The 25,533-nt window shown below is 70.1% G+C and carries 21 protein-coding genes, 2 pseudogenes and 1 CRISPR repeat array; of the genes and pseudogenes, 11 read left to right on the top strand and 12 right to left on the bottom strand.

Annotation, left to right across the window (positions count from 1 at the left end; genetic code table 11):
* Positions 1–60 precede the first annotated feature (60 nt).
* Positions 61–522 carry a LysR substrate-binding domain-containing protein gene (locus ACIPSE_RS13445; protein ID WP_401661596.1) on the bottom strand — a complete coding sequence of 154 codons (462 nt, stop codon included), beginning with the start codon at positions 520–522 and terminating at the stop codon, positions 61–63.
* Here ACIPSE_RS13445 and ACIPSE_RS13440 point away from each other — a divergent pair.
* Entirely contained in the window at positions 403–1,113 is a 711-nt protein-coding gene (locus tag ACIPSE_RS13440; protein WP_401661593.1) for a DnaB-like helicase N-terminal domain-containing protein, read from the top strand. The genes ACIPSE_RS13445 and ACIPSE_RS13440 overlap by 120 nt on opposite strands.
* A gap of 42 nt (positions 1,114–1,155) precedes the next feature.
* Positions 1,156–1,410 (top strand): annotated as a pseudogene (locus ACIPSE_RS13435) (hypothetical protein); the annotation flags it as partial.
* A 347-nt stretch (positions 1,411–1,757) separates the two neighbouring features.
* Positions 1,758–2,270: a CRISPR direct-repeat array (repeat unit 28 nt; unit sequence GGTTCACCCCCGCGTCGGCGGGGAGCAC).
* Between the two features lie 969 nt (positions 2,271–3,239).
* Here the strand turns inward: ACIPSE_RS13435 and ACIPSE_RS13430 are convergent.
* Positions 3,240–3,404 (bottom strand): annotated as a pseudogene (locus ACIPSE_RS13430) (pirin family protein); the annotation flags it as partial.
* A 209-nt stretch (positions 3,405–3,613) separates the two neighbouring features.
* On the opposite strand from ACIPSE_RS13430, the gene ACIPSE_RS13425 reads away from it, so the two are divergent.
* A complete protein-coding gene (locus tag ACIPSE_RS13425) occupies positions 3,614–3,883 on the top strand; it encodes a hypothetical protein (protein WP_401661591.1) in 270 nt (89 codons plus the stop codon).
* A 32-nt stretch (positions 3,884–3,915) separates the two neighbouring features.
* Here ACIPSE_RS13425 and ACIPSE_RS13420 read toward each other — a convergent pair whose 3' ends face one another.
* The gene (locus tag ACIPSE_RS13420) at positions 3,916–4,509 is read right to left on the bottom strand and encodes a TetR/AcrR family transcriptional regulator (RefSeq protein ID WP_401661588.1); all 594 of its coding nucleotides are present in this window, start codon (positions 4,507–4,509) and stop codon (positions 3,916–3,918) included.
* Positions 4,510–4,696: 187 nt separating this feature from the next.
* Between ACIPSE_RS13420 and ACIPSE_RS13415 the strand changes: the two genes are divergently transcribed.
* Positions 4,697–5,173, top strand: a complete 477-nt coding sequence (locus ACIPSE_RS13415) for a MarR family winged helix-turn-helix transcriptional regulator (RefSeq protein ID WP_401661585.1) — start codon at positions 4,697–4,699, stop codon at positions 5,171–5,173.
* Between the two features lie 166 nt (positions 5,174–5,339).
* Complete coding sequence (locus tag ACIPSE_RS13410) at positions 5,340–6,962, top strand: MDR family MFS transporter (protein ID WP_401661583.1); 1,623 nt, start codon at positions 5,340–5,342, stop codon at positions 6,960–6,962.
* 323 nt (positions 6,963–7,285) lie between these two features.
* On the opposite strand, the gene ACIPSE_RS13405 is transcribed toward ACIPSE_RS13410, so the two are convergent.
* The gene (locus ACIPSE_RS13405) at positions 7,286–8,107 is read right to left on the bottom strand and encodes an alpha/beta fold hydrolase (RefSeq protein WP_401661580.1); all 822 of its coding nucleotides are present in this window, start codon (positions 8,105–8,107) and stop codon (positions 7,286–7,288) included.
* A gap of 10 nt (positions 8,108–8,117) precedes the next feature.
* Positions 8,118–9,713, bottom strand: coding sequence for a 4Fe-4S binding protein (locus ACIPSE_RS13400; protein WP_401661577.1), 1,596 nt, complete (start codon positions 9,711–9,713; stop codon positions 8,118–8,120).
* 168 nt (positions 9,714–9,881) lie between these two features.
* On the opposite strand from ACIPSE_RS13400, the gene ACIPSE_RS13395 reads away from it, so the two are divergent.
* Positions 9,882–11,090, top strand: a complete 1,209-nt coding sequence (locus tag ACIPSE_RS13395) for a cytochrome P450 (protein WP_401661574.1) — start codon at positions 9,882–9,884, stop codon at positions 11,088–11,090.
* 3 nt (positions 11,091–11,093) lie between these two features.
* The gene (locus ACIPSE_RS13390; RefSeq protein WP_401661571.1) at positions 11,094–11,303 is read left to right on the top strand and encodes a ferredoxin; all 210 of its coding nucleotides are present in this window, start codon (positions 11,094–11,096) and stop codon (positions 11,301–11,303) included.
* Between the two features lie 130 nt (positions 11,304–11,433).
* Here ACIPSE_RS13390 and ACIPSE_RS13385 read toward each other — a convergent pair whose 3' ends face one another.
* Genes ACIPSE_RS13385 through ACIPSE_RS13370 form a run of 4 tightly spaced genes read right to left on the bottom strand, consistent with a single transcriptional unit; the run spans position 11,434 to position 17,028 of the window.
* Positions 11,434–11,829 carry a Zn-ribbon domain-containing OB-fold protein gene (locus tag ACIPSE_RS13385; RefSeq protein ID WP_401661569.1) on the bottom strand — a complete coding sequence of 132 codons (396 nt, stop codon included), beginning with the start codon at positions 11,827–11,829 and terminating at the stop codon, positions 11,434–11,436.
* Entirely contained in the window at positions 11,826–12,983 is a 1,158-nt protein-coding gene (locus ACIPSE_RS13380; protein ID WP_401661566.1) for a thiolase family protein, read from the bottom strand. The genes ACIPSE_RS13385 and ACIPSE_RS13380 overlap by 4 nt, the downstream gene beginning before the upstream one ends.
* A complete protein-coding gene (locus ACIPSE_RS13375) occupies positions 12,983–15,544 on the bottom strand; it encodes a CoA transferase (protein WP_401661563.1) in 2,562 nt (853 codons plus the stop codon). The genes ACIPSE_RS13380 and ACIPSE_RS13375 overlap by 1 nt, the downstream gene beginning before the upstream one ends.
* Positions 15,545–15,564: 20 nt before the next feature.
* Positions 15,565–17,028: a flavin-containing monooxygenase gene (locus ACIPSE_RS13370; protein ID WP_401661560.1), complete on the bottom strand. Its 1,464-nt coding sequence runs from the start codon at positions 17,026–17,028 to the stop codon at positions 15,565–15,567.
* Between the two features lie 203 nt (positions 17,029–17,231).
* On the opposite strand from ACIPSE_RS13370, the gene ACIPSE_RS13365 reads away from it, so the two are divergent.
* From ACIPSE_RS13365 to ACIPSE_RS13355, 3 genes are all read left to right on the top strand, one after another.
* Positions 17,232–18,884, top strand: a complete 1,653-nt coding sequence (locus ACIPSE_RS13365; protein ID WP_401661557.1) for a flavin-containing monooxygenase — start codon at positions 17,232–17,234, stop codon at positions 18,882–18,884.
* 220 nt (positions 18,885–19,104) lie between these two features.
* Positions 19,105–20,286 carry an epoxide hydrolase family protein gene (locus ACIPSE_RS13360; protein ID WP_401661554.1) on the top strand — a complete coding sequence of 394 codons (1,182 nt, stop codon included), beginning with the start codon at positions 19,105–19,107 and terminating at the stop codon, positions 20,284–20,286.
* Positions 20,287–20,310: 24 nt separating this feature from the next.
* A complete protein-coding gene (locus ACIPSE_RS13355) occupies positions 20,311–21,933 on the top strand; it encodes a GMC family oxidoreductase (protein ID WP_401661552.1) in 1,623 nt (540 codons plus the stop codon).
* Between the two features lie 84 nt (positions 21,934–22,017).
* Here ACIPSE_RS13355 and ACIPSE_RS13350 read toward each other — a convergent pair whose 3' ends face one another.
* The gene (locus tag ACIPSE_RS13350) at positions 22,018–22,242 is read right to left on the bottom strand and encodes a ferredoxin (RefSeq protein ID WP_401661550.1); all 225 of its coding nucleotides are present in this window, start codon (positions 22,240–22,242) and stop codon (positions 22,018–22,020) included.
* Between the two features lie 11 nt (positions 22,243–22,253).
* Entirely contained in the window at positions 22,254–23,459 is a 1,206-nt protein-coding gene (locus tag ACIPSE_RS13345) for a cytochrome P450 (RefSeq protein ID WP_401661547.1), read from the bottom strand.
* Between the two features lie 100 nt (positions 23,460–23,559).
* Here ACIPSE_RS13345 and ACIPSE_RS13340 point away from each other — a divergent pair, with 100 nt between their 5' ends.
* On the top strand, positions 23,560–24,099 hold the full coding sequence (locus tag ACIPSE_RS13340) for a nuclear transport factor 2 family protein (protein ID WP_401661544.1): 540 nt from the start codon (positions 23,560–23,562) through the stop codon (positions 24,097–24,099).
* A gap of 13 nt (positions 24,100–24,112) precedes the next feature.
* Here ACIPSE_RS13340 and ACIPSE_RS13335 read toward each other — a convergent pair whose 3' ends face one another.
* Positions 24,113–25,528 carry an aldehyde dehydrogenase family protein gene (locus tag ACIPSE_RS13335; protein ID WP_401661542.1) on the bottom strand — a complete coding sequence of 472 codons (1,416 nt, stop codon included), beginning with the start codon at positions 25,526–25,528 and terminating at the stop codon, positions 24,113–24,115.
* Positions 25,529–25,533 lie beyond the last annotated feature (5 nt).

Below are 25,533 nucleotides of genomic sequence, written 5' to 3'. Positions count from 1 at the left end.
CTGTTGCCGAAGAGCGGGGGCCTCAGCACCTTGCAGCCGGTCCTACCCGGCCTGGCACGTTCAGGAAGGGGGAAGCAGATGCGTTGCCGCCGCCGAGCGGAACGCGGCGAGCAGCGGGTGGCGTTCGCCGGACCTCGCGGCCAACACGACCTGCACCGGCAGTGCGTCAGAGACAGGAACGCTCACGATGTCCTGCCTCAGGTTGGTCGTGAACCCGGCCGGAGCCAGCGACACCACTTCATCGCTCGCGACCAGTTCCAGCTTGTCCTCCAGCGTCTCCACGAGCGCGCCCAGCCGGGTGTGGCCCGGCGGGTTGGCCCCGCCGCCGTCGATGCCCGCGAACCGGGGAAGCGTCTCGTCGGCGATGTCGTCGAGGGTGACCGACTTCCTCCCCGCCAGTCGGTGGCCGAGCGGGACCATCAGGACGCGTGGCTCCTCGTAGAGCGGGATGATCTCCAGCCCGTCCGTGGCGAACACCAGCTCGCCGTCGAGTTCAGCCCGCACCCCGGCTCCCTGCCCCATACCGCGCTCCCCGCCCCGGCCGAACGACAGGCCGGTGCGGAGGAACTCGCCGAGGAGCGGCTGCTGTTGGCCTCGGCCACCGCCAGCCCTCAGGACGTACAACAGATCCGTTGGCTGACGGCGGACGACTTCGTTCTGCCGTTGCACGCCGGAATCTGGCAGTCCATCACCGCCCTGGTGCACCGCGGTGACGTGGTCGACCCGGTCACCGTTCTCGGCGAAGCGCAGCACCGTGGACTGATCACCGAGGCCGCCACGCCGAAGGATCTGATGGCCCTGGTCTCCACCCCCGCAGGCTCTCCCGAGCACTGGGGCGAACAGATCCTGAGGCGCGCTCTCCTCGCCCGCGCCCAGACGGTAGCGACACGGATCACTGCCTACACCGACGACCTCACCAATACCCCTCACCAGCTCATCACCGGCAGCCGCCGAGCCCTGGCCGACCTGAACGCCCTGCGCACCCGCTACCGCCGCGCCACTGCCCCCGCCACGACGCCTGCCACTCATCCGCCCGCACGCGCCGCGCCGCTGCCCCGGGCAGCCGGACCTCCGCGGCACTCCACCCCGGCCGCTCCACGAGCCCACCGCTGACCTCAACCGCCGCGCCGCCACCGCCGCTGGACCCGGACCGAACCTCTGCGGCAGTTCACCGTCGCCAACTCCAACCACCGCAGCCACCCCGCCCAGACCCGGGCTTTGCACGCCTACCTGCGCTGGTGCAACAAGAACGTCCGACACCCCGACGTGCTGGCCGCCCAGCACGAGGAGCATGCCCGGATCCGCAGCGAGAAGGGCATCCGCTGGGGCGGACGCCCACTCAGCACAGCATCCCGACCCACCTGTTGCTGCTATCAGGTTGGATCCCTAATCCTCGAACTCGAAGCCTGAAGTTTCCGCCCGGATGATGACGTCGCGGACTGCCTCAGGTTTCGTGATGACTGATTCAACGGCAGTCTTGAGAAGCGCGAGGTCGCTCGGACTACCGACCGCGCAGAACATGTTGGCCTCGCTGTCGAAGTCGAGGTATCTGCTGTGGCCGTCGGGTCCCGGAGCGCCAATGCGGACGGCTCGGTGAGACAGGGGCTTGTCGTAGCCACGATCCGAGGCGGCCAGAAGGAAGCAGGCAGCAAGTCGACTTCGCGGGACGCCTGATAGAGATCGGCGACAACCGGCTCCAGGGCCGTGTAGGTCGGCGGGGAGCACACCTCCGGCATGTTGATGATCCGGTTGATCTCCGGTTCACCCCCGCGTCGGCGGGGAGCACCCGAACCCGACGAACGCCCAGAACATGGCGAGCGGTTCACCCCCGCGTCGGCGGGGAGCACGCAATGCCCCCCGCTTCCACCCCGGCCTCCGGCGGTTCACCCCCGCGTCGGCGGGGAGCACGTCTCCCGCTCCCGCAGGGCGGCCTCGGCAACCTGGTTCACCCCCGCGTCGGCGGGGAGCACGAGCTGCTCTTCAGCCGCGTACGGGGCCAGAACGGTTCACCCCCGCGTCGGCGGGGAGCACTCGGTGGCCGTGTTCGCCGGCTCGGCGGGGGGCGGTTCACCCCCGCGTCGGCGGGGAGCACGACGTGCATGGCGGCGTGGCCGAGTTCGGCGGCGGTTCACCCCCGCGGACGCGGGGGTGGTTCGCTCGACGCGGGCACCAGCAACCTGGTGGACCTGTGGTCCCCGCCGACGCGGGGGTGGTTCGGCACAGGGCGAGTGGATCGCGAAGGGCCTCGTGTGATCCCCGCCGACGCGAGGGTAGTTCGACCCGGCTGGAGTCGATCACCAAGGCGCTCCCGTGGTTCCCACCGACGCCGGGGGATCCGCCTCCAGCAACCCGTCTGACCACCTGAGTCACCTCTCCCCCGCCGACGCAGGGATGATTCACGCGGACCCCAGCAGTTCAAGTGCGCGGCTCGTAGTCATCGCCGACAGGGGAGTGACTCGTCTGCGCCAGCTGCCCTTCGAACCCTTCCGGCGGCCCCCACCCAGCAAGCCCGCTGGGGAGGATAGACCGCGTAACGCCGACCGTGCCTGAAGAATCCGGAAAGAGGCATCCCCCAGGTCAGGACATACTCACAGCCCAAGAGCCCTGGTCAAGGGTGACAGGTAGACGATTTCAAGAAGATCTCTTCGCTCCTGCTTCACCTGCCTCGCTCCCTGCCCACCCCGACCTTGGCCGCGCACGACCAAGATCCGGACCATACACGGGCCAAAGCCAGCCAACACCCCTAAAATCCCGCATTCGCACAGCTCAAGGCCATGTATGCGACGTACCACCAGCAGACGAAGAACTTGCTGGCACATACGACCCTCTGCACCACCAATATGTGATGCGGATACTGAGCGCCGTCAAACCCAGCAGGCGCTACTCCCGCAAGTTGTCGGTATCGGACAACCACCGGCTGGCAAAGCAGCACCCCTGATCGCGCAAGGCGTCAGCAATCGGCAGAGGCGTCATACATGGGACCAACGGGAGCGCATCTCACCACGTATGGCCACTCCAGGTCCAACACACAAATCGCTACCCCAACTGACGCACTATCAGAAAAGTCAGCAAGCGATCTACCACAGCCGCCCACACTCAGCGGCACCCTGGAATCGATGCACCACGCAGGCCAAGCCCGCCAGGACTCACCCCCCGTACGCTTCCTGAGGCCCCGGAGCTCCGGAGACGGAACCAATCAAGGCCCGCCTCCGATGACCCAGGCAGCACATCGCCACAGTTCAGCGCACCCGACCTCGCGGCTTCAGCGGCACCGGCGGCAGTTCAGGCGCAGGCAGCGGAGCACCGCCGCACCCCTTCACCTCACCGAACCGTGTCCCTTCCATCCAGTCCTGACGCGCCTGTACGATCTCTTCTTGAGACCGCCCGATCCAGTTCCAGTACAACTCTCATCGGGGCGGGGTGCCGTGCCGTGCCGTCGATGACGCGAGCAGCGATCTTCGCCGGATCGCCGAGGACCGGCGGGGCAGTGTCCTTGCACTGGCGCACGAACGCCGCCGGCGTCCTGTCGTAGGCGGACAGCGGCTCGCTCAGCTACAGGCTGCCGCGGGCGAACGAGGTGCGCGCGCCGCCCGGTTCGACGAGCGTGACTCCGATGTCGAACGAGGCGGCTTCCCGGGCCGGGCAGCGTGGGCGACCACACCGTCTCGGGACACGTCCCCGCCCGGCACGCCGCAGACGAACGGCACGTGACGTCGCCGAGGGCCGGTCGCCGCGCGGCCCGCTCGTCCAGTTCACCGACGACAGCTGCACCACCGCCCTCGTCCAGCACGCCATGTACACGGTCGTCCTCGTGGAGCCCGAGCACAGCCCTCGCCGACTGACGACGTCCGCCCTCCGGGAACCGCGCGACGCACCTGCGTGAGGGGAGCAATGCCGGGCGAGCGATCCGCCCCGTCAGCTCACCGCGTCGAGTCCGCGGCCCGCCTGGTCGAAGCACGTCCGCACAAGGTGCATGAGCCGGTCGAAGCCGTCGGACGGCGACCACAGATTGAAGGCGGACGTCATCACGGCCTGGGCGGTGTTCACGGCCAGTTCCGCGTAGAGCTCGTCGCCCGGTGCCGTGCGCTCGGCGACCCAGTCCCGCAGCTCGACCCTGAACCGGGCGGCGTGCTCCCGCGAGGAGTCGGCCAGGGCCGGAGAGAGGTCCATCAGCCGTTTCTGGGTCGCCAGCCGGTCGGAGAACGTGACCAGGTAGCCGATGCACACCGCCTGGAGGGATTCCCACACCGGTTCGCCCTCGGGGCGTTCGGCCATGAGTGAGGTCCAGTACTGGGCGTCCTGCGGCGCGGGGTCGAGAACGATCGCCTCTTTCGACGCGAAGTAGTTGAAAAGGGTGGTTCTCGCCACGCCCGCGGCCTCGGCGATGTCGTCGAGGCTGACCGACTCGTAGCCTCGCTCGTCGATCAGAATCAGCGCCGCGTCCCGGATGGCCTGCCACGTGGCGAGCTTCTTGCGCTCCCGCAGCCCCATACCGTTCCCGTCTTGCACGTGAGCAGCCTATACAGCCGGGCCCGGCGCCTCGCCCCCACCGCACCAGGATCGATTTGCGCACTGGGGCCAAACTTGCACTGAGTCCACTTTCACCATACGGTTGCTCAAGGCAATCAAATATCGGGACGGGCCCACGGGCGCACGGACCCTCGGGCGCAACCGGGGCGGACCTCAGGGGGGAGCGATGAACCAGAACCAGCACGAGGCAGCCATCACCAACGTGGTGCGGCAGCTCGCCGCGATCTCCGTGATCAGGAGGCGGCTGGTGAGGGAACTCCCCCAGGGATCGGGCAACGCGGCCATCGTGCTGGCGGCGCTCTCCCATCGCGGCGAGACACGGCTCTCCGAACTCGCCGAGCACCTGGACTGCGACCTCTCCGGGGTGAGCCGACAGGTCGCCCACCTGGAGCAGCGAGGCGCGGTCTCGCGCCGCACCAATCCGGACGACCGCCGCTCCAGCCTGATCGACATCACTCCCAAGGGCCACGCCGACGTGGCCGCGCTCACCAAGGTCCATACGGATCTGATCGCCCAGGCCACAGCGGACTGGACTCCTCAGGAACTGGCGACGCTCACCGAGCTGCTCGACCGCCTCCGAGGCGGCCTCGGCCGCCGCATCGACGGGGTCGGGGCGCCGGCGAGCGACCTCAGCTCCGCGTAACCGGGCCCGAGGGCAGACACACCGTCCGCCGACACCCGCGCCACACCACCACCTTCCACCCGTTCCGCAGCGCTGCGGGACGCAGTCGAACATCCAGCAGGGGAATACACACGTGTCACAACAACGGAGTGCGGACCACGCCTCGGCTCACGCCGACGGTGCTCCGATGACGCATCGGCAGATCATGGAGGCGCTCTCCGGCCTTCTGCTCGGCCTGTTCGTAGCGATCCTGTCCAGCACGGTGGTGTCCAACGCCCTGCCGCGGATCATCAGCGACCTCGACGGCAGCCAGTCCGCCTACACCTGGGTGGTCACCAGCACCCTGCTGGCGACCACCGTCTCCACCCCGATCTGGGGCAAGCTCGCCGACCTGACCAGCAAGAAGCTCCTCGTTCAGCTCTCCCTGCTGATCTTCATCGTCGGTTCGGCCGCAGCCGGCCTGTCGCAGAACACGGGCACGCTCATCGCCTTCCGTGTCGTGCAGGGCCTGGGCGCCGGTGGCCTCACGGCCCTGGCCCAGGTCATCCTGGCCTCGATCATCCCCCCGCGTGAGCGCGGCCGTTACAACGGCTACCTCGGCGCCGTGATGGCCGTGGGGACCATCGGCGGCCCGCTCCTCGGCGGCGTCATCGTCGACACCTCCTGGCTCGGCTGGCGCTGGTGCTTCTACGTCGGTGTCCCCTTCGCCCTGGCCGCCCTCGTCGTCCTTCAGCGCACCCTGCGCCTGCCGCTGGTCACCCGGGACGTGAAGGTCGACTACCTCGGCGCGGTCCTCGTCGCGGCCTCGGTCTCCCTGCTGCTGATCTGGGTCTCCCTCGCCGGTGACACCTTCGCCTGGTGGTCCGGACCGACCGTCGCGATGGTGCTCGGCGCCCTCGTCCTCGCCGTGCTCTTCGTCATCGTGGAGCGGCGGGCCGCGGAGCCGATCATCCCCATGCACTTCTTCCGCAACAGCACGCTGACCCTCTCGGTCGTCGCCAGCCTCGCCGTGGGGACCGCCATGTTCGGCGGCACCGTCTTCCTCAGCCAGTACTTCCAGATAGCGCGCGGCGACTCGCCCACGATGGCCGGTGTGATGACCCTGCCGATGATCGTGGGCCTGGTCGCCTCCTCAACCGTGGTCGGCCGGATCATCAGCAACTCCGGCAAGTGGAAGCGCTACCTGGTCATCGGCGGCATCCTCCTCATCGCCGGGCTCGCCCTCATGGGCACCGTCCGCGCCCACACCGACTACAGCCTGCTCGCCGTCTACATGTTCCTCATCGGCTGCGGCGTCGGCATGACGATGCAGAACCTCGTCCTCGCCGTCCAGAACACCGTCCCGATGCACGAACTGGGCGCCGCCAGCTCCGTCGTCGCCTTCTTCCGCACCCTCGGTGGCGCGATCGGCGTCTCCGCGCTCGGCGCCGTCCTCGCCTCCAAGGTCACCACCTACACCGCGTCCGGCCTCGCCGAACTCGGCGTGCAGCCCACGGGAGACGGCTCCCTGCCGGACGTGCACACCCTTCCCGCGCCCCTCGCGGCGGTGATCGAGGACGCCTACGGCCATGCCACCGGCAACATCTTCCTCATCGCCGCCCCCATCGCGCTGATCGCGCTGATCGCCATCCTCTTCATCCGCGAGGTACCGCTGCGGACCGCCGTGGAGGACACCGTCGAGGTCGCCAGGGGCACCGGGAGCGAGCCGGTGTCCGTCACCACGGCTTCGCCGACCGACGAGGCCCCCGTCGCCGCGGACGGTGAGCCTCGCGACGCCGACAAGCGCGGCGGCGCCCACCCTGCCCGTTGAGATCCCTCACCGGCTCCTGACGGGTGACCGGAACTCCGCCACCCCGTCGGGGAACCGGGCGGTCCGGGACACCGCGGAGAAGTCACTCCGACCGTCTGCGCGGAGCAGCCACACACCTGGCTGCCGCGCACGGAGGCCGGGGCAGCCGTCACACCACGACTGCCCCGGCCTCCCGCTCGTGGGGGTGAGCCGGGGAGGCGGTCGTCTTTCGATCCGTCCGGCGCATCTCGGCGCTGGGCGGTCCGGCATGATGCCGGTCCGGGCAGGCGCTCGTCGTGCGGCCCGCGGAGCCGAGTGCGCGCAACTGCCCCGCGCCCCGGCCCTCAGTGCTCCTGTTCGGGTGACCCGAGGAAGGAGTTCACCGTCGCCGCGCACGCGGTCGGCTGGTCCAGGGGGACGTGGTGGAAGGCGTCGGGTACGACGGCTGCCGCGACCGGGCGGCCGAGCCATTGTTCGAGTCGACGGCGCGAGTCGGGGCCGCCCATGTCGCTCCGTGCTCCGTGGATGTAGGCGACCGGGCATCGCACGCGCTTGAGGTCCTCGCGTACCCCGTCGTTGGTGAATCGCCGGCGGGCCGACGGGTCGAACTTCCACCGCCAGCCGTCGGGTGTGCGGCGCAGTCCGTCCCGGGCCAGTCTCCGCAGGAGCCGCGGGTCGGCGTTGGTGTGCTCGGGCAGCAGCCGGAAGCGGTCCAGTGCCTCGGTGTCCGAGCGGAACAGGCGTGGGGGTCTCGTCGGGGTCGGCAGTCCGCTGAGAGGCAGACGGGTGTCGACGAGCACCAGGGAGGAGACGAGCCGGGGCGAGCGAGCGGCAGCGGCGATGGCGACCAGCCCGCCCATGCTGTGGCCGACGACGACGGCAGGCCCGTCCGTCGTCGCCCCGAGGATCGCGGCGACCTCCGCGCTCCATGTCTCGGCCGAGTAGGCCGAGCGGTGGGAGCTGTCACCGTGGCCGCTCAGGTCGGCGGCCACCACGTGGTGGGTGGAGGCCAGCAGCGGAGCGACCTCGTCCCACCACCCGGAGTGCGCGGCGGCGCCGTGCAGCAGCAGGACGGCCGGGGCGTCGCCGCGTCCGTACCGGCGGTACGCGAGGGTCACCGGGCCGACCTGGAGACGGGTCCTCGCGCCGTCGGCGGCGAGGGTCATCGGGTGCCGCTCATGACGTCGCCCGGGAGGCGTCGAGGAGTTCCTGGATCGTCACGAGCTTCTGCCGGGGCCTGGAGATCTCCCGCCCGCGGCGCTTCTCCTCCAGGTCGATCCGGCCCCAGGCGCTCTTGTCGAGCAGGTTCTCGACACGGTCGCGCAGCAGCTTCTCGAAGTCCTCGGCGGGACCGAGTGGGTCGGTGAGGCGGTGCGCGCCCAGGTCCTGGAGGATGCTGTCCACGGTTTCCTCGGCGTCCAGCCGGTTGCTGCCGATGATGCCCCGCGGACCGCGCTTGATCCATCCGGAGCAGTAGACCCCGTCGACGGGTTCTCCGCGTTCCGGATCGACCACCCGGCCGGATTCGTGCGGGAGTGTCGCGGTGGCCTCGTCGAAGGGCAGGCCGTCGACCCGGGCGCCCCGGTATCCGATGGCACGCAGTACGAGCTTGGTCTCGATCCGTTCGGTGCCGCCGTCCGGGCGGCGGAAGGTGATCGCCTCGACCCGCTCCGCGCCCTCGATCGCCAGCGGCTCCAGACCGAACCGGAACCGGATCACCTTTCCTTCGGCGCCGCCGCGACCGGCCGCGCGCAGCAGGACGGTCCGCTTGCGGTCGCCGTCGTGCGCGCCGACCTCGTCGGGCTCGGCGAGGACGGTGATCCCTTCGATCTGGTCGAGGGCCAGCAACTCCCCCTGCGAGCAGGCCGCGTGCTCCGGACCCCGGCGGCCGACGACGACCACTTCGCAGACGTCGCTCCCGGCCAGGGCGTCGACGGCGTGCTGGGCCATGTCGGTGGCGGACAGGTCGTCGGCCGCGCGCAGCAGGGTCCTGGCGATGTCCAGGGCGACGTTGCCGTTGCCGAGGACCACGGCCCGCCCGCCGTCCAGCCCGAACTCCTCACCGGCGTGGTCGGGGTGGCCGTTGTACCAGGCCACGAAGGTACGGGCGGAGTGCACGCCGGCGAGGTGCTCCCCTGCGACACCCAGCCTGCGGTCGTCGGGGGCGCCGCCCGCCCAGATCACGGCGTGGTGGTGCGCAAGCAGTTCCCCGATGGACAGGTCCCTGCCGACCTCGACGTTGAAGTAGCTCGTCACGGTGGGCCGGGCGAGGACGCTGCCGAAGCGGTCGGCCATCTTCTTGGTGTTGGCGTGGTCGGGGGCGACTCCCGCCCTGACCAGGCCGAACGGCGTGGGCAGGCGTTCGAGCATGGTCACCGAGACGCCCTTGACGTCGCTCAGGGTCCCGGCCGCGTAGCAGGCCGCCGGTCCGGTGCCGACGATCGCGACGCGCAGTTCGGGCCGGTCGGCGGGCAGCGCCCGGCGGGTGAACGAGGGGGTGCCGACGCCGGTCAGCGGGTTGGTGGCGAAGTACTCGGCGTTGATCTCGCTGTACTCCGCGAGATGGTCCGGCAGGTCCCAGTCCGAGTGCACCGCCTCGACCGGGCAGGCGTCGAAGCACGCCCCGCAGTCGATGCAGGTGTCCGGGTCGATGTAGAGCTGCTCGGTGCTGTTGAAGTCGGCGTCCCCGGGCCTCGGACGGATGCACTGCACCGGGCAGACGGCGATGCACGAACCGTCGTTGCAGCAGCCCTTCGAGATCACGTACGTCATCGGCGGTGGTCTCCGTGGTCGGTGAAAGCCTTGGAACAAGAGAACAACACATTAAGCCAGGAATACAAGAGGATCACACCGGCCAGCCGATTATTGATTGACGACACCCCTTAGTCGTGCCAGAGTCGTGTTACACCATGCTTACGGTCCCAGCAGTGAGGAGCTGGCATGAGCGCGCCGGCCGACATCGTCGTCACCGACTTCGATCATCATTCGGCGAAGTTCGCCGCCCGTCCGTTCGAGGTCCTGGAGGAGCTGCGCGAGGCGGCACCGGTGGCCTGGTCGACGGCGCACGGCGGCTTCTGGGTGATCACCGATCACGGGAACGTGGTCGAAGGACTGGCCGACTACTCCACGTTCTCCTCCTCGGCGGGTCCGGCCATCCCCGCCAACCCGTTCGGCACCCGTCACATCCCGGTGGCGTTCGACCCGCCCCTGCACGCGCTGTACCGGAAGGTGCTCAACGAGTGGTACAGCAGGGCCGAGATCTCCCGGCGCGAGCCCGAGATCAGGGCCATGGTCACGGAGATCGTCACCGGACTCGGACAACGGGGCAGTTGGGACTTCGTCTCCGACCTCGCCAACGTCTCCCCCGGCGCCGTCACCCTCGGGATCCTCGGCTGGGACGTCGGTCAGCGCCTTGAGCTGCTGGACACCATGACCCAGTCGCTGCGCAACCAGGCCACAGCGGACCCCGCGATCCAGGAGCAGAACGCGCGGCGCAACGCGTGGTTCCGGGAACAGATCCTGCGTGAGGCCGACGACCGGCGGGCGGAGCGGCGCGACGACCTCATGTCGGTGCTCGCCAACGACCCGATCGTCGACGGACGGCCCCTCACCGACGAGGAGTTGGCCGACATGGTCGTCCTGCTCATCCTCGCCGGCTTCCACACCACCAGCGGCGCGCTCACGGCGCTGCTGGTGCACATGGAGGAGCACCCGGACGACAAACGCCGCCTCGACGAGGACCGGAGTCTGATCCCGCACGCCATCGAGGAGATCGTGCGGATCTACTCCCCCGCGACCGCCCATGCCCGGAAGGTCACGCAGGACACGGAGTTCGGCGGCGTCGCGATGAAGGAGGGCGACTGGACGCTCTTCGTCAACATGGCCGCCAACCACGACCCCGACGCCTTCCCTGACCCCGAGCGGGTCGACCTCGACCGCAACCGGGCCAAGAGCGTCGCCTTCGGCTGGGGCGTCCACCGCTGCCTGGGGCTGCACCTGGCCCGGTTGATCCTGCGGCTGGAGGTGGAAGCCGTGCTCGACCTCCTCCCGGGCTACCGCATCGACCTCGACGCCGCCGTCCGCTCGGACCACATGGGGCAGGGCTACTTCTACCTGTCCGTCCCGGCCGGCCTTTCCCAGGAGGACTGAGGCATGCGGATCGGCATCGACCCCGGCATGTGCGAGGGCAACGCCGTGTGCGAGGCACTGGCGCCCACCGTCTTCGAGCTCGACGACCGGGACCAGGCACGTGTGACGGACGACGTCCTCGCCCCCGACGGCTCGGTGCCGGACGAGCACCGCGCGCTCGTGGAACGAGCCGCGGAGGGATGCCCCCGGCTGGCCATCCAGGTGACGGGCTAGGACCGGTTGTCACGACACGAGACCAGCCGTGACAGCCCCGAGGAACAAGCGGTCCGGGTGTCCCCTGCCGAAGCAGGGGACACTCGGACCGTACGCGCGTCCGTCCCCGTGCGGCCCCTCCCGCCCTCCGTCAGAGCGGTCCGAAGACCGGTACGACGGGATGCTCGCCCACGGCCTGGAACCGCGCCCGGACCCGGGCGCCCATCGGGTCGGCCTCCGGTGGGAAGCCGACCAGGGTGCTGAGCAGCCGCACCCCGCTGTCGAGTTCCACCAGCGCGACCCCGTAGGGAACCCGCTCCTTGAGACGGGCGGCGTAGGCGCGGTGGTAGACGGCGTGGCTCCACACCGTGCCGACCGGCTCGACCTCGTCCCACACGAAGGCCCGCCCCAGGCACTCCGGGCACACCCCGGCCGCCGGCCAGCGCAGGAAGGCGCAGTCCGCGCAGCGCTGGAACACCAGTCGTCCCTCGCCCGCCTCGGCCCAGAAGCGTGAGTCGTCCTGGGTCTGCGGGGTCTCGTAGCTCATCGGATCTCCGTCGACAGGATCGTGCTGGCCGCCTTCATGAAACCGAACGTCGAGCAGTACTGGGCCGTGGTGAGGCCCTCGACCTGCCGGTCCCCGGCCTCTCCGCGCAGTTGCCGCACGGCCTCGACGAGATGCAGGAAGCCCCACATGTACGCCTCCGAGAGCTGGCCGCCGTTGGTGTTGAGCGGGAGTCTCCCGCCGTGTCCGACCGCGCCCGAACGGAAGGCGTCGCCGACTCCTCCGGGCTCGACGAAGCCGTAGTGCTCCAGCATCTGGAGCACCCAGATGCTCGTCGGGTCCTGGATGTAGAGCGCGTCGATCGCGTCCCGGCCGATGCCAGCGGCGGGGTAGATCCGCTCGGCCACCGACCGGATCCAGGGCCGCATCCACTGGTCGGTGTTCTGCCGGTCGCGCAGTCCGGTCTGCTGGGCGATCCCCATGACGTGCACCGGCTTGTCGGTGAGTTCCGCCGCCCGGTCCGCCCTCGCCACGATGAGGCAGGCGGCGCCGTCGGAGATCATGCACAGGTCGGCGCGGCGCAGGGGTGCCACGAGGTAGGGGGCGGCCAGGTAGTCGTCCACCGTCATCGGCTCGCGGAAGATGGCCAGCGGGTTGTCGGTGGCGTATCTGCGCTGGGAGACGGAGATCTCGGCCAGGTCGGCCTCGGTGGTGCCGAACTCCCACTGGTGGCGGCGGAAGGCCATCGCGGCGGGTCCGGCCACGTTGAGGAAGCCGTAGACGGACGCCTCGTCCTGACGCCCCAGCGGGTGGCCGAACGTGTTGCCGGCGCTGCGCTGGTTGGTGCCGTAGACGATGGCCACGACGCCGGCCAGGCCGGCGTCGATCACCGCGCAGGCCAGGTGGAGCGAGAAGTTGCAGGTGCCGTAGTCCAGCGTCGCGCTGTAGGCCGGGTTGAGTCCGGCCAAGCGGCCGATCTCGGTGTCGATCCCGTGGCCCCCGTAGGACTTGCAGGTGATCAGTCCGTCGATCGCCGACTTGTCGATACCGGACTCGGCCAGGGTGACACGCAGTCCCTCGACGGCGAGTTCGTCGGCCGAGATGCCGGGGAGGGTGCCCTGCGGGGTGGAGCCGGCCGCGATCACCGCGGTCCGGCCGCGAACGGCACCGCCCGGAGCGGTTCGGGCGCCGGTCATCAGATCGCGTCCTCGGCGGACAGGGCGTCCACCTCGTCCGGAGCGAGTCCGAGCAGTTCCTCGTAGACCTCGTAGTTGTGCTCGCCGTAGGTCGGCGCTCCCCTGCCGACCCGGCCGCCGGCGTACTGCGGGGTGTCGGACATCTGGACGGACGGCGCCGCGACGGGCCAGCGGCCGAAGTCGGTCGCGTCGAGTTCCGTGAGCCAGTTCAGGGCGGTCAGTTGGGGGTCGTTCTCCACCCGGTCCTGGGTGGTCTGCGCGACGCCGGCCGCGACGCCGAGCGCCTGGAGCCGGTTCATCAGGTCGAAGCCGTCGTGCTCGGAGGTCCAGGAGGTGACCAGCCGGTCGAGCGCCGCCCGGTTGCGGTGCCGGTCGGCGCCGGTACGGAAGTCCGCGTGCTGAAGCCACTCCGGGTGGCCGGCCTCCTTGGCGAGGGCCGCCCAGTCGTCGTCGGTGCGGCAGGTGATCGCGATCCAGCGGTCGTCGCCGCGGGTGCGGTAGAGGCCCTCGGGTGCCGCCGTCGAGTACGGCGAGCGGTTCCCGGCGCGCTCCCACACACGTCCGTTGACCTGGTGGTCCAGTGTCGGCACGGCGGTCATGAAGATGCCGACCTCGCTCTGCGACGCGTCGATCGCCTGGCCCTCGCCGGTGACGTCGTGGTGGTAGACGGCGCTGAGGATGGCCAGGGCGAAGCTGTAGGCGCCGTACCAGTCCAGGTAGGAGTAGCCCCAGCCGGCGGGCGGGAACGGGTCGGGCAGACCGCTCATCTCCGAGGTGCCGGCGAACGCCTGCGCCACCGGGCCGATGGTCCGGAAGCGGCCGTAGATCCCCTCGGTGCCCATGCCGGACTGCTTCGCGTAGATGATGTCCGGCTTGATCCGGCGCAGTTCGTCGTAGCCCAGGCCCCAGCCCTCCATGACGCCCGGTGAGAACCCCTCGGAGACCACCGTGCTCTCGGCGACGAGACGCCGGGCGAGCTCCAGCCCCTTGGGGTGCTTGACGTTCAACGAGATGCCGCGCTTGCCGGGGTTCTTGTTGTTGTACTGCGCCCCGACCGGGCCCCCGAGGTCCGCGGGCCACTTCGACGGCACGGGACCGGTGGCGCGTTCGCGGGCCTCCCGGCCGCCGACCGGATTGCCGCCCCGGCGCGGGTCGAGGTTCTTGTGCCACTCGACCTTGATCACGTCGGCGCCGAGGGAGGCCAGGAAGCGGGTGGCTCCGGCCGAGGCGAGCATCCACGTGAAGTCGAGGATCCGTACACCCTGCAACGCCCAGGGCTTGCCGTGGACGGACAGGGCGTCAGGGGCGCGCAGCGGCGGCGGGACCGGCTCACGCGACCTCACCTGAAGCAGTCCGCGGTGCTGGTCCAGCCGGGGGGCGGGAGTGCGTGCGCCCCACCGGGTGCCGGACGCGATCCACTTGCTGGCCGGGTAGCGCAGCGTGCGGCCGAGGTCGGGGTGGTCGACGTCGCCGAAGGTGCCGCGCTGGAGCCAGTGCTCGTCGTAGGCGGACTCGTGGGGCTTGCGGACCGGCACCCACATCAGTCCGGCTTCCTGGGCCTGACGCCAGGGGACGTCCTCGAAGAGGTAGCGGCGGACGGTGTGTTCGACGGCGTCCATGTTCCGGGCCGCGCCGCCTTCCATCCCGGGCAGGACCCGGGAGTCCTGGCTCTTCTCGTCGCTGCCGTCGCTGATCTCGTCGCCGACGCCGTGCTCGGCCAGGAACGGTCCGAGGAGCTTGGCGTTGCGGGTGGAGGCGAGGATCCAGCGGCCGTCCTTGGTGGCGAAGACCGAACGGTGCACCGACACGTCGGGCGCGGAGTGGCGGCAGGTCTGGCGCAGGAACGGGGTGCGCAGGCAGATCCACGACATGAGGTCGCCCTCGGTGTTCTTGGCGAGGGCCTCGTGGACGGCGCACGACAGATGCTGTCCGGTGCCGGTGCGGCGCCGGCTGATGAGCGCGGCGATCACGGTGAAGGCGAGCTGTTCACCGGCGACGGCGTAGGAGTGGTCGAGCTGCGCGGCCACCGGCGGCAGGTCGTACCTCCGCGACGGGTCCGGGTCGTAGCCGTTGTTCATGACCTGTCCGCCCAGCGCCAGGTGGACCAGGTCGGTCGCCTTCCAGTTCCGGCGGGGCCCCTGCTCTCCGAACGGGGTCATCCGGGCCACGACGAGTGCCGGGTGGCGTTCGCGCAGCGCGGCGCTGCCCAGGCCGCGCTCGTCCAGGTGGTCGACGGGGGTGGCGTCCAGCAGGACGTCGCTCGCGGCGGCCAGATCCTCCAGGCCGCGCCGGCCCTCGTCGGTGTCGAGGTCCAGGACGACCGAGCGCTTGCCGCGGTTGTAGGCCCAGAAGTGCAGCGACCGCTCCGGGTCGGGCACGTCGTCGACGAAGGGGCCCATCCGGCGGCTCTCGGCGCCCTCGGGCGGCTCGACCTTGATGACTTCGGCGCCGAGGCCGGCCAGCACGAGTCCGCAGTACTCGCCGATCCGGTCGCCGACCTCGATCACCCGTACGCCGTCGAGGGCACCGGGCTTGACCTGCTCGGGGGTGTTGCTGGGCATGGGTGCTCTGCTCCCTGGGGTCAGGATCGTGCGGGGTCGAGGAGGGCGCGCCCCTCGAACCGCTCGAAGTCGGCGAGGTCGGCGTCGGCGTACTGGTCGACGTGCTCGGCACGGGTGAAGGGCCAGATGATGGGTGTTCCGCCCTGGTCCGTGTACCAGTTGTCGCAGAGCGAGTAGGTGGTGTCGGGGAGGGCCGCGCGGACGGTGCCGCAGAACGCCTGGGTCGCCTCCTCGGTGGGGGCGAGCGCGTAGCCGTCCTGCCGCGCGCTGTCGATCAGGCGCATCAGGAAGCCGACCTCGTCCCGCAGACAGGTCGGGATGGCGATCGAGTTCACCGGTGCGAAGGGGCCGTTGAGCAGGAAGAAGTTCGGGAAGCCCGGCAGGGCGACACCGCGGTAGCTGTAGACGCCCTCGGCCCACAGCTTGTCGACGCTGCGGCCCGCGGGGCCGGTGACGGTCATCGGCCGCATGTAGGCGTGGGTGTCGAAGCCGGTGGCGTACACGATGACGTCGAGTTCGTGCAGCGCGTCCTCGCTGTCGACGATCCCGGTCGGTTCGATCCGCCGCACCCCGCCGAAGACGGGGGTGACGTTCGGACGCTGCACCACCCGGTAGTAGTCGGGTGACTTGGGGATCCGCTTGCAGCCCAGCGGCTCCTTCGGGGTGAGCTGTTCGCGCAGCACCGGGTCGGGGATCTCCTCGGCGAGCGTGGCCCGGAACCGTGCGTTCATCTCCTCGCGCTCGGGGCCGGGGACGAGGCGCCAGGTCTCCGAGCCATCGGTCTCCAGGCGCAGCGCCGCCATCTTGCGGTCCCAGTGGCCCGCCAGGGCCGGCACGCGCAGCAGGAGCCGCTCCAGCAGGGAGATCCTCGGGTTCTCCTTCACCTGGATCCACTGGGGTGTCCGGATGAAGTGCTCGACGTGGTGGCCCTGTCCGCCCAGTTCGCTGACGATCTGGATGCCGCTGGAGCCGGTGCCGACGACACCGATCCGCTTGCCCTCGAGGTCGACCGAGTGGTCCCACTCGGAGGAGTGCCAGCTGTGGCCGGTGAAGGTCTCGGTGCCGGGGAAGGCCGGACGCCTGGGCACGTGCAGGAAGCCCGTGGCGGCGACGACGACGTCGAACCGTTCGGTGGTCCCGTCCGGCAGCGCGAGGGTCCAGGCCCCTTCCTCCCAGGTGGCGTGCTTGACCTCGGTGCGGAAGCGGATGTGCTCGCGGATGCCGGTCTCGGCCGCGAAGTCGGTCAGGTAGCGGCGTATCTCGCTGCCCGGCGCGTAGCGCTTGGACCAGTAGTGCTTGCGGGCGAAGGGGAACTCGTAGGAGCGGGTGATCACGTCCACATGCAGGCCCGGGTAGGTGTTGTCGTGCCAGGTGCCCCCCGCGGCCTCGCGCTTCTCGAAGATCGTGTAGTCGATCCCCGCGGCGGCGAGCCGGTGGGCCAGGAAGAGGCCCGACATGCCCGCGCCGATGATTCCCACTCTCACGGTCGACCTCCACTGCTCCAATTGATTATCAACATTAATCTAACATTAGTGCGAGCATGCTTGTAAGCCCACATCGGGTAGCCCACGTCACACAGGCCGCAGCACCGTCCGACATGCCAACTTATGCTCATAGCCAACTTACTATGGTGTTCAGACTGCTGTCATAGGTAGCATCGCGAAGCCTGACCTTGACTGGAGGAACCATGACCGAGACCGCGTCCACGCCCGAGAAGGCCGCCCGCGATCCGAAGGACGACAACGGCGTCCGCTCCTACGACGTGGTGATCGTGGGCGCCGGACTGACGGGCATGTACCAGCTGAAACTGGTCCGGGAACTCGGCCTGAGCGTCCGGGTCCTGGAAGCGGGGGACGGCGTCGGCGGCACATGGTTCTGGAACCGCTACCCCGGCGCACGGCTCGACTCCGAGTCGCACTCCTACCAGTACTCCTGGGACGAGGAGCTGCTCGACGAGTGGAAGTGGAAGGAGATGTTCGCCGGTCAGCCCGAGCTGGAGGCCTACTACAACCGCGTCGCCGACAAGCACGACCTGCGCAAGGACATCGACTTCGGCACACGTGTCGCGCGCATGGTCTTCGACGAGGACACCGACCACTGGACCGTGGAGGCCACCGACGGCCGGACGTACCGCGCCCACGTCGTCGTGATGGCCAGCGGCATCCTCTCCGACCCCAACTTCCCGAAGATCCCCGGCCTGGAGAACTTCGGCGGCGAGTGGTACCACACCTCCCTGTGGCCCAGGGAACGGATCGACTTCGCCGGCAAGCGGATCGCCGTCATCGGCACCGGCGCCACCGGGGTCCAGGTGATCCCCGAGGTGGCGAAGACCGCCGGCCACCTGACCGTGTTCCAGCGCACCGCCAACTGGGCCGTACCGCTGCGCAACCGTGCCCTGTCGGAGCAGGACATGGCGGAGATCCGCGCCGGGTACCCGGAGATGTTCCCGTTCCTGCGCAACTCCTTCAGCGGCTTCCTGCACACCTGGGACAAGACCAAGTCCACCGACGTCACCCCCGAGGAGCGGGACGCCCGCTACGAGGAGGCGTTCAACTCCCCCGGCTTCACCAAGTGGATCGGGCTCTACAACGACCTGGCCTACGACGCCGAGGCGAACAAGGTCTACTGCGACTTCCTCGCCTCGAAGGTCCGCGAGCGGGTCGACGACCCGGCGACGGCCGAGAAGCTGATCCCGGACGACCACTACTTCGGCACCAAGCGCGTCCCCTGCGAGACCCACTACTACGAGACCTACAACCGCGACAACGTCGACCTGGTCCTGCTCAAGGAGAACCCGATCCACGAGTTCACCGAGAAGGGCATCCGCACCGCCGAGGGCGAGCTCGAAGTCGACATGATCGTCCTGGCCACCGGATTCGACGCCTTCACCGGCGCCCTCAACAAGATCGACATCCGCGGGCTGGGCGGCCGGACCCTGCGCGACAAGTGGAAGGACGGCCCGCTCACCTACCTGGGCATGCAGGTCTCCGGGTTCCCCAACATGTTCGTCGTCGGCGGCCCGCACGGGAAGGGCGGACACGGCAACGGTCCGCGCTGCGCCGAGCCCGTCGTCGAGTGGGTCGCCGAGGTCGTCAAGGACATCCACGCCCACCCGTGGCGCCGCGTGGAGGCCGATCCCGAAGCCGAGAAGGAGTGGACCGAGAGCGTCGTCTCCGCCGCCTCCGGGACGCTCCAGGCCTCCACCAAGTCGATCTTCTTCGGCGACAACATCGAGGGCAAGCCGCGCGTCTACGTCGCCTACCTCGGGGCCCTGCCCGAGTTCGTCGACAAGCTCTACGACGCCCGGGAGAACGGCTACCGCGGCTTCATCCTGAGCTGACCCGAGGCGCTTCCCCGGCACCCCGCCGACCCGCCGTCGCGTTCGGACCCGTACGACCGCGGCGGCGGGCGGGGCGGTCGCGGCCCGTCCGGCGGACCCCCGTGAGCCACACCGTTCCCCAGCCGTTCCCGCGCCGGCCACGATCCGGTCCCGAGCCGTCCTTGCGCGCCGGCCGCCCTGACGACGGACCGGCGGCCACGCCCCCTCCGGAGGTACCCGCATGAAGCCGCAGCCGTTCGTCCTGGAAGTGCCCCAGGCGGACCTGGACGACCTCGACCGGCGGCTGGCGCTGACCCGGTTCGCACCCGACGTCGACAACGCCGACGGCCGCTACGGCGTCTCCACCGAGCGGCTGCGGGCGCTCGTCGCGCACTGGCGCCACGGCTTCGACTGGCGGGCGCAGGAACGGGCGATCAACGCCCTGCCGATGTTCACCGTCGAGATCGACGGACTGCCGATCCACTACGTCCATGCGCGGGGGAAGGGCCCGGCGCCGACGCCGCTGTTGCTGAGCCACGGATTCCCGTGGACGTTCTGGGACTTCCACCGGGTGATCGGACCCCTGACCGACCCCGCGGCCCACGGCGGAGACCCGGCCGACGCGTTCGACGTCGTCGTCCCCTCCCTGCCGGGATTCGGCTTCTCCTCACCGCTGCCCCGCTCCGGGGTCACCTTCATGACCACGGCGGACCTGTGGGTCACCCTGATGACCGAGGTACTGGGCCATCGGCGGTTCGCCGCACACGGGGGCGACTGGGGCGCCCAGGTCACGGCGCAGCTCGGCCACAAGCACGCCGACCGGCTGCTCGGCATCCATCTGACGAGCCTGATCGCGTTCCCCGCCGGGTGGAACTCCGACCGGCCCTGGAACCTGCTCCAGAAGGCGGCCGACGCGGCGAGCCCCGAGAACCGGGCCGCCGTCGTCGCCTGGGAGAAGCGGCGTGTCGGGCATCTGGTGCCGCAGATCGTGCACCCGCAGACCCTGGCCCACGGCCTCAACGACTCCCCGGCCGGACTCCTGGCCTGGCTCACCGAACGGCGGCTGGCCTGGATGGACCACCAGCAGCCGGTGGACGAGGTCTTCCCGCCGGACTTCCTCGTCACCACGGCGGCGCTCTACTGGTTCACCCAGACCTATCCGAGCGCGGCGCGCTACTACGCCGAGGCGGCCACCCACCCGTGGCGGCCCGCCCACGGACGGACACCGGTCATCCAGGCCCCGGCCGGGCTCTCCGTGTTCCTCGACGACAACCCGCCCGGCGCCCGCTTCGACTGGCTGCCCGCGATGTACGCCGACGTCGTCCACCGCGCCGAGCACCCGGTCGGCGGCCACTTCGGCGCGATGGAACGCCCCGACGACGTGGTGGCCGACATCCGCGCCACCTTCCGCACCCTGCGCTGAGGCGCACCGAAAGGAACGACAAGCATGGCCCGATCCCCGAAGAACACGACTTTCGACTACGTCATCGTCGGGGCCGGTGCCGCCGGCTGTGTGCTGGCCAACCGGCTCTCGGCCGACCCGCACTCCAGCGTCCTGCTGATCGAGGCCGGCGGCGGCGACGCCCATCCCGTGCACCTGGTGCCCAAGGGCTTCTACTTCACGCTGGTCAACCCCAGGTACGCCAAGACCTTCGCCACCGTGGCGTTCCCCGACGGCCACGTCGAGCGGCTCCCCCGCGGCAAGGTGATCGGCGGTTCGACGACCATCAACGGCATGGTCTGGAACCGTGGCTGGGCGGACCACTACGACGGCTGGGAGAAGGCGGGCAACACCGGCTGGAACTGGGCCCGCTTCCTCGACGCGTTCAAGCGGATCGAGCGCCACCAGCTGGGCGCCAGCGAGGTGCGCGGCGGGGACGGCGCGGTCGACATCGAGATCGCGGGACCGCGCGAGGAAGCCTGCGACGCCCTCATCGCCTCGTTCGCGGCGAACGGCATCCCCTTCGAGGAGGACATGAACGCCGTCGGCGGGGAGCGCGCGTCCTACGTCGCCTCCAACACCCGCAAGGGCACCCGGATGAGCGCCGCCCGCGCCTATCTGCGGCCGGCCCGGCGGCGCCGCAACCTGACCGTCGTCACCCGCACCGAGGCCGAGCGGCTGGTGCTGGACGGCACACGGGCCACCGGGGTCCTGTGCCGGTCGCCGCGCGGGCGGGTCACCTACAGCGCCCGGCGTGAGGTGCTGGTCTGCGGCGGCGCGTTCGACTCCCCGCTGCTGCTGGAGCGCTCCGGGATCGGCGACCCGGAGGTGCTGGCCGCAGCCGGCGTTCCCGTCCGGGTGGCCAGCCCCAGGGTCGGCGAGAACTTCAAGGAACACCGGGGCGTCCTGCTCCAGTACCGGCTCTCCGGGGTGAAGGGCTACAACGCGGAGGCCGCCTCGGTGCCGCGCTATCTGTGGACCGGGTTCAAGTACCTGTTCCGCCGCAGCGGGATGGTCGCTCACGGCGGATACGCCGTGAGCGGCATCTACAAGTCCGATCCGGCCTCGGAGTTCCCTGACACCCAGTGCTTCTTCACACCGATCTCGACGTCGGCGGTGAATCCGATGACCGGGCGGATGGTGGTCGACAGGTTCCCGGGCGCCAAGTTCGTGGCCCTGCCGATGTATCCGACCAGCCGGGGCTCCCTGCACATCACCGGTCCGGGGCTCGACGACGCCCCGCGTCTGGACCCGAACTTCCTCAGCACCGAGGAGGACCGCCGGATGCTGGTGAAGGTGGTGCGCCGGGCGCGGGAGATCGTCGCCAGTGAGCCGTTCACGAAGTTCGTCGTCGAGGAGCTTCAGCCCTCACCGCGGATCGCCGAGGACGACGAGATCGTCGAGTACGGGATCAACCAGGGCAACGCCGGCGCTCATGGGCTGGGCACCTGTGCCATGGGGCCCGATCCGGACGACGTCGTCGACGCCTCGCTGAGGGTCCGCGGCACCCAGGGACTGCGGGTGGTCGACGCCTCGGTGTTCCGCGACCAGCCCTCGGGCAACAACAACGCCCCCACCATGGCCCTGGCCTGGATCGCGGCCGACATCATCCTGGCCGGGCGGAGCTGAGCGCGGGACGGGGTGACACGTGGGGCGAGGCGCCCGGCCGGGATGTCCCGGCCGGGCGCCTCGCCCCGTTCCTCGTGCGGTGGTTCAGCCCCGCAGCACGCTGATCGCGCCCTCCGGGCAGGCGGCGGCGACGTCCTCGGCGTGGGCCTGCTCGTCGTCGCCGATCTCCGCGTCCTTGATCTCGGCGTAGCCGACGTCGTCGCAGTCGAACCACTGCGACGCCAGGGTGTAGCAGCGTCCGTGGCCGACACACAGGTCGGTGTCGATCGCGAAACGCAGGCCGGTCTTCTGATCGGTGCTCTCGGACATGGTGCTTCCTCTCAACGGGCGACGGGCTCGATCTGGAGCGGCAGGTGGGACAGCTGCTGCATGAAGCCGCCGTAGCGGTACTCCTCGACGAAGTCGTCAGGGATCTGGTAACGGGCGATCCGCTCGTGCCAGACCTCCAGCCCGATCCGCATCTCCAGGCGGGCGATGTGCGAGCCCAGGCAGCGGTGGACGCCGAGTCCGAAGGCGGAGTGCGGGACACCGGTGCGTGACAGCTGCACGTCGGGGGCGAGCCGGCGGTCGGCACCGCAGCGGGCGATGAAGATCCGGTCGCCCGCCTTGACGGGGAAGCCGTTGAGTTCGGTGTCCTGCCTGGCCACGCGGCCGGCCGAGCCGCCGGTGTTGTAGAAGCGCATCAGCTCCTCGATGGCACCGGGGATACGGCTGGTGTCCTCGATGAGGAACCGGCGGTCCTCCTCGTTGCGCGCCAGATGCCACATGATGAACCCGAGCTGGCTGGAGGTCGTCTCCTGACCGGCGATGAAGGCGAGCTTGGCCATGCCGACGAGGAGGTCCTCGGGGATCGGCTCGCCGTCGACCTTCATGTTGACGAAGGCCGTGGCCAGGTCGCCGGGGTCGGGGTGGACGCGCCGGTCGTTCATCGCGCCGCGGACGATCGTGTCGATCTGCCGCTCGATGTCGTCGCGCTCCTCCTGGGTCGGGAACTCGAAGGTGGCCCGCTCGGCCAGATGGAACATCCGGTCGACGTCCTCGGTGCCGATCCCCAGCCATTCGAGGAAGAACAGGGCCGGGAGCTTGGACGCGAAGTCCTTGGTGAAGTCGCAGGTGCCCTTCTCCAGGATGGCGTCGATGAGTTCGTGGCAGATCTCGCCGATCCGCGGCTCCAGGTGGGCCACGGCCTTCGGGCCGAACAGGGGCGCGAGGGCCTTGCGGTACTTGGTGTGCACCGGCGGGTCCATCGTGATCGGCGGGACGTCGAGGATGACCTCCTGCTTGGTGTACACGATGGAACTGGGCAGGTTGGACCAGGTGTGCGGGTCCTGGAGAACGTGTTTGACCGTGTCGTAGTCGGCGGCCACCAGATAGCCCCGGTTGACCGGGCTGTAGAACAGCCCTCCGACCTCGCTCATCTCGTCCCAGACCGCGAACGGGTCGACTCCCAGCCGCTCGTCCGCCTCCAGGTCCAGCCTGTGGATCGGGAGGCCGTGGGCATCGGCGCGCTCCTGCATCGTTGTCATGTCCGAACCTTCTCCATCCACTTGCCAACGGGCTCGAACATCACTATACGACGCAAGGAGCATTATTGCACCGTCTCCCCAACACAACTAAGGTGAAGCGATGACGACCACGCCGGACCTCCGCCGCCTCCAGGAACTCATCGACCGTCAGGACATCCACGACACCCTGCTGCGCTACACCCGCGGCGTGGACCGCCTCGACGAGGAGCTGGTCCGCTCGGCCTACTGGCCCGGCGCGATCGACGACCACGGGGTGTTCCGCGGGACCGTGGAGGAGTTCGTCCCCTGGGCGTTCGCCGGTCACCGCAGCGCGCACCACGGCGAGCAGCACTACGTCACGAACCACACCTGCGACCTGGACGGCGATGTCGCGCACACGGAGACCTACTTCGTCATGGTCGGACGCAACCGCACCGGCACACCCGTGACGCTGCACGGCGGCCGGTACATCGACCGGCTGGAGAAGCGCGACGGGAAGTGGCGCATCGCCCACCGGGTCTCGATGGTCGAGTGGGTCGGCGGGGTGACCGAGCCCGATCTTCCGCCGGTGGCACGCGAGGACAACGGAGTCGTCGCGCGCGACCGCACCGACACGTCGTACGACCGTCCGCTGCTCACCGAGGCGCGGCGCACGCCCTGACCGTCGCGCGGGGTCAGCGGGTGGAGACGACCGTGGTCTTCAACTGCGTGTAGTGCAGCAGTGATTCGAAGCCCTTCTCGCGGCCCAGCCCGCTGGACTTGTAGCCGCCGAAGGGGGTCTCGATGCCGGTCCGTCCGCCGTTGACGATCACCTGCCCGGCGTCGATCCGGGAGGCCACCCGCAGGGCCCGCGCCGAGTCGGCGGTCCAGACACCCGCCACCAGGCCGTACTCGGAGTCGTTGGCGAGCGAGACGGCGTCGTCCTCGGTGGCGAAGGGGGTGACCGCGAGCACGGGCCCGAACACCTCCTCGCGGAAGATCCGCATCCGGGGCGTGACGTCGGCGTAGACGGTCGGCTCGACGTAGCGTCCCGCCGCGAGCGGGCCGGTCACGGCGTGGCCTCCGGTGACCAGCCGCGCGCCCTCGCTCCTGGCCACCTCGAAGTACTCGACGACCTTGGCGAACTGGCCTTCGGTGGTCATCGGGGCCAGTCGCTCGCCCGGCGTGCGGGCCCGCATCCGTTCGGCGACACGGTCCAGCAGGGCGTCGTGGATCTCCTCCTGGACCAGCAGACGGCTCAGCGCCGCGCACTGCTGTCCGGCTCCGACGCAGATGGTCAGGGCGCCGGCCACGGCCCGGTCCAGGTCGGCGTCGGCGAAGACGATGTTGGCCGACTTGCCGCCGAGTTCGAGGATGGCGGGAACCAGCCGCCGCGCCGCTCCCTCGGCGACCCGGCGCCCGGTGGTGACGGAGCCGGTGAAGGCGACGAGACGGACATCGGTGTGGTCGACCAGGGCGGCGCCGGCATCGGGACCCGTGCCGACGACGACGTTGACGACGCCCGCGGGGATGCCCGCCTCCTCGCACAGCCGGGCCAGCATCAGGGTGGTCGACGACGTGAACTCCGAGGGCTTGACCACGACGGTGTTGCCGGCGGCCAGCGCGGCGGCCATGCCCCGCGCGGCCTGGGTCAAGGGCCCGTTCCAGGGGGTGATCATGCCGACGACGCCGTACGGTTCGCGGCTGGTGAAGGCGTGGTCGCCGGCGCCGAGGTTGATCGTCTCGCCGAACAGGGCGCGGACGACACCGGCGTAGTACTCGAAGTAGTCGGCGGCGACGTGCAGGCCGCCGCGCATCTCGGCGACGAGCTTGCCGGTCTCCTCGACCTCGGTGGCGACGAACTCGTCCTGCCGCGCGCGGAGCCGGCGGGCGACCTCGGCGAGCAGGCGGCCCCGGTCGACCGGGGCCCGGTCGGCCCAGTCGCGGGCCGCGGCCCGGGCGGCGGAGACGGCGGCGGCCACGTGCTCGGGCCCGCCCAGCGCGACGCGGGCGATCACGGCACGCTCGAAGGGCCCTTCGACGGCCAGGGCCTCCTGCGTTCCCCGCGGCACGCTCCCGCCGTCGATCCAGTGGTCCAGTTCGCGCGGCATCCTGC

It is taken from the genome of Streptomyces sp. NPDC090106, from assembly GCF_044747265.1.
GTDB lineage: Bacteria > Actinomycetota > Actinomycetes > Streptomycetales > Streptomycetaceae > Streptomyces.
The sequence above is the reverse complement of the archived record's forward strand: the minus strand, read 5'-3'. Positions and strand labels throughout refer to the sequence as shown.

Bases quoted from the DNA above. Each gene is read 5' to 3' on its own strand.
- ACIPSE_RS13445 (WP_401661596.1), bottom strand. From the start codon at position 522: ATGGGGCAGGGAGCCGGGGTGCGGGCTGAACTCGACGGCGAGCTGGTG.
- ACIPSE_RS13425 (WP_401661591.1), top strand. From the start codon at position 3,614: ATGTCGAACGAGGCGGCTTCCCGGGCCGGGCAGCGTGGGCGACCACAC.
- ACIPSE_RS13415 (WP_401661585.1), top strand. From the start codon at position 4,697: ATGAACCAGAACCAGCACGAGGCAGCCATCACCAACGTGGTGCGGCAG.
- ACIPSE_RS13410 (WP_401661583.1), top strand. From the start codon at position 5,340: ATGACGCATCGGCAGATCATGGAGGCGCTCTCCGGCCTTCTGCTCGGC.
- ACIPSE_RS13405 (WP_401661580.1), bottom strand. From the start codon at position 8,107: ATGACCCTCGCCGCCGACGGCGCGAGGACCCGTCTCCAGGTCGGCCCG.
- ACIPSE_RS13400 (WP_401661577.1), bottom strand. From the start codon at position 9,713: ATGACGTACGTGATCTCGAAGGGCTGCTGCAACGACGGTTCGTGCATC.
- ACIPSE_RS13395 (WP_401661574.1), top strand. From the start codon at position 9,882: ATGAGCGCGCCGGCCGACATCGTCGTCACCGACTTCGATCATCATTCG.
- ACIPSE_RS13390 (WP_401661571.1), top strand. From the start codon at position 11,094: ATGCGGATCGGCATCGACCCCGGCATGTGCGAGGGCAACGCCGTGTGC.
- ACIPSE_RS13385 (WP_401661569.1), bottom strand. From the start codon at position 11,829: ATGAGCTACGAGACCCCGCAGACCCAGGACGACTCACGCTTCTGGGCC.
- ACIPSE_RS13380 (WP_401661566.1), bottom strand. From the start codon at position 12,983: ATGACCGGCGCCCGAACCGCTCCGGGCGGTGCCGTTCGCGGCCGGACC.
- ACIPSE_RS13375 (WP_401661563.1), bottom strand. From the start codon at position 15,544: ATGCCCAGCAACACCCCCGAGCAGGTCAAGCCCGGTGCCCTCGACGGC.
- ACIPSE_RS13365 (WP_401661557.1), top strand. From the start codon at position 17,232: ATGACCGAGACCGCGTCCACGCCCGAGAAGGCCGCCCGCGATCCGAAG.
- ACIPSE_RS13360 (WP_401661554.1), top strand. From the start codon at position 19,105: ATGAAGCCGCAGCCGTTCGTCCTGGAAGTGCCCCAGGCGGACCTGGAC.
- ACIPSE_RS13355 (WP_401661552.1), top strand. From the start codon at position 20,311: ATGGCCCGATCCCCGAAGAACACGACTTTCGACTACGTCATCGTCGGG.
- ACIPSE_RS13350 (WP_401661550.1), bottom strand. From the start codon at position 22,242: ATGTCCGAGAGCACCGATCAGAAGACCGGCCTGCGTTTCGCGATCGAC.
- ACIPSE_RS13345 (WP_401661547.1), bottom strand. From the start codon at position 23,459: ATGACAACGATGCAGGAGCGCGCCGATGCCCACGGCCTCCCGATCCAC.
- ACIPSE_RS13340 (WP_401661544.1), top strand. From the start codon at position 23,560: ATGACGACCACGCCGGACCTCCGCCGCCTCCAGGAACTCATCGACCGT.
- ACIPSE_RS13335 (WP_401661542.1), bottom strand. From the start codon at position 25,528: ATGCCGCGCGAACTGGACCACTGGATCGACGGCGGGAGCGTGCCGCGG.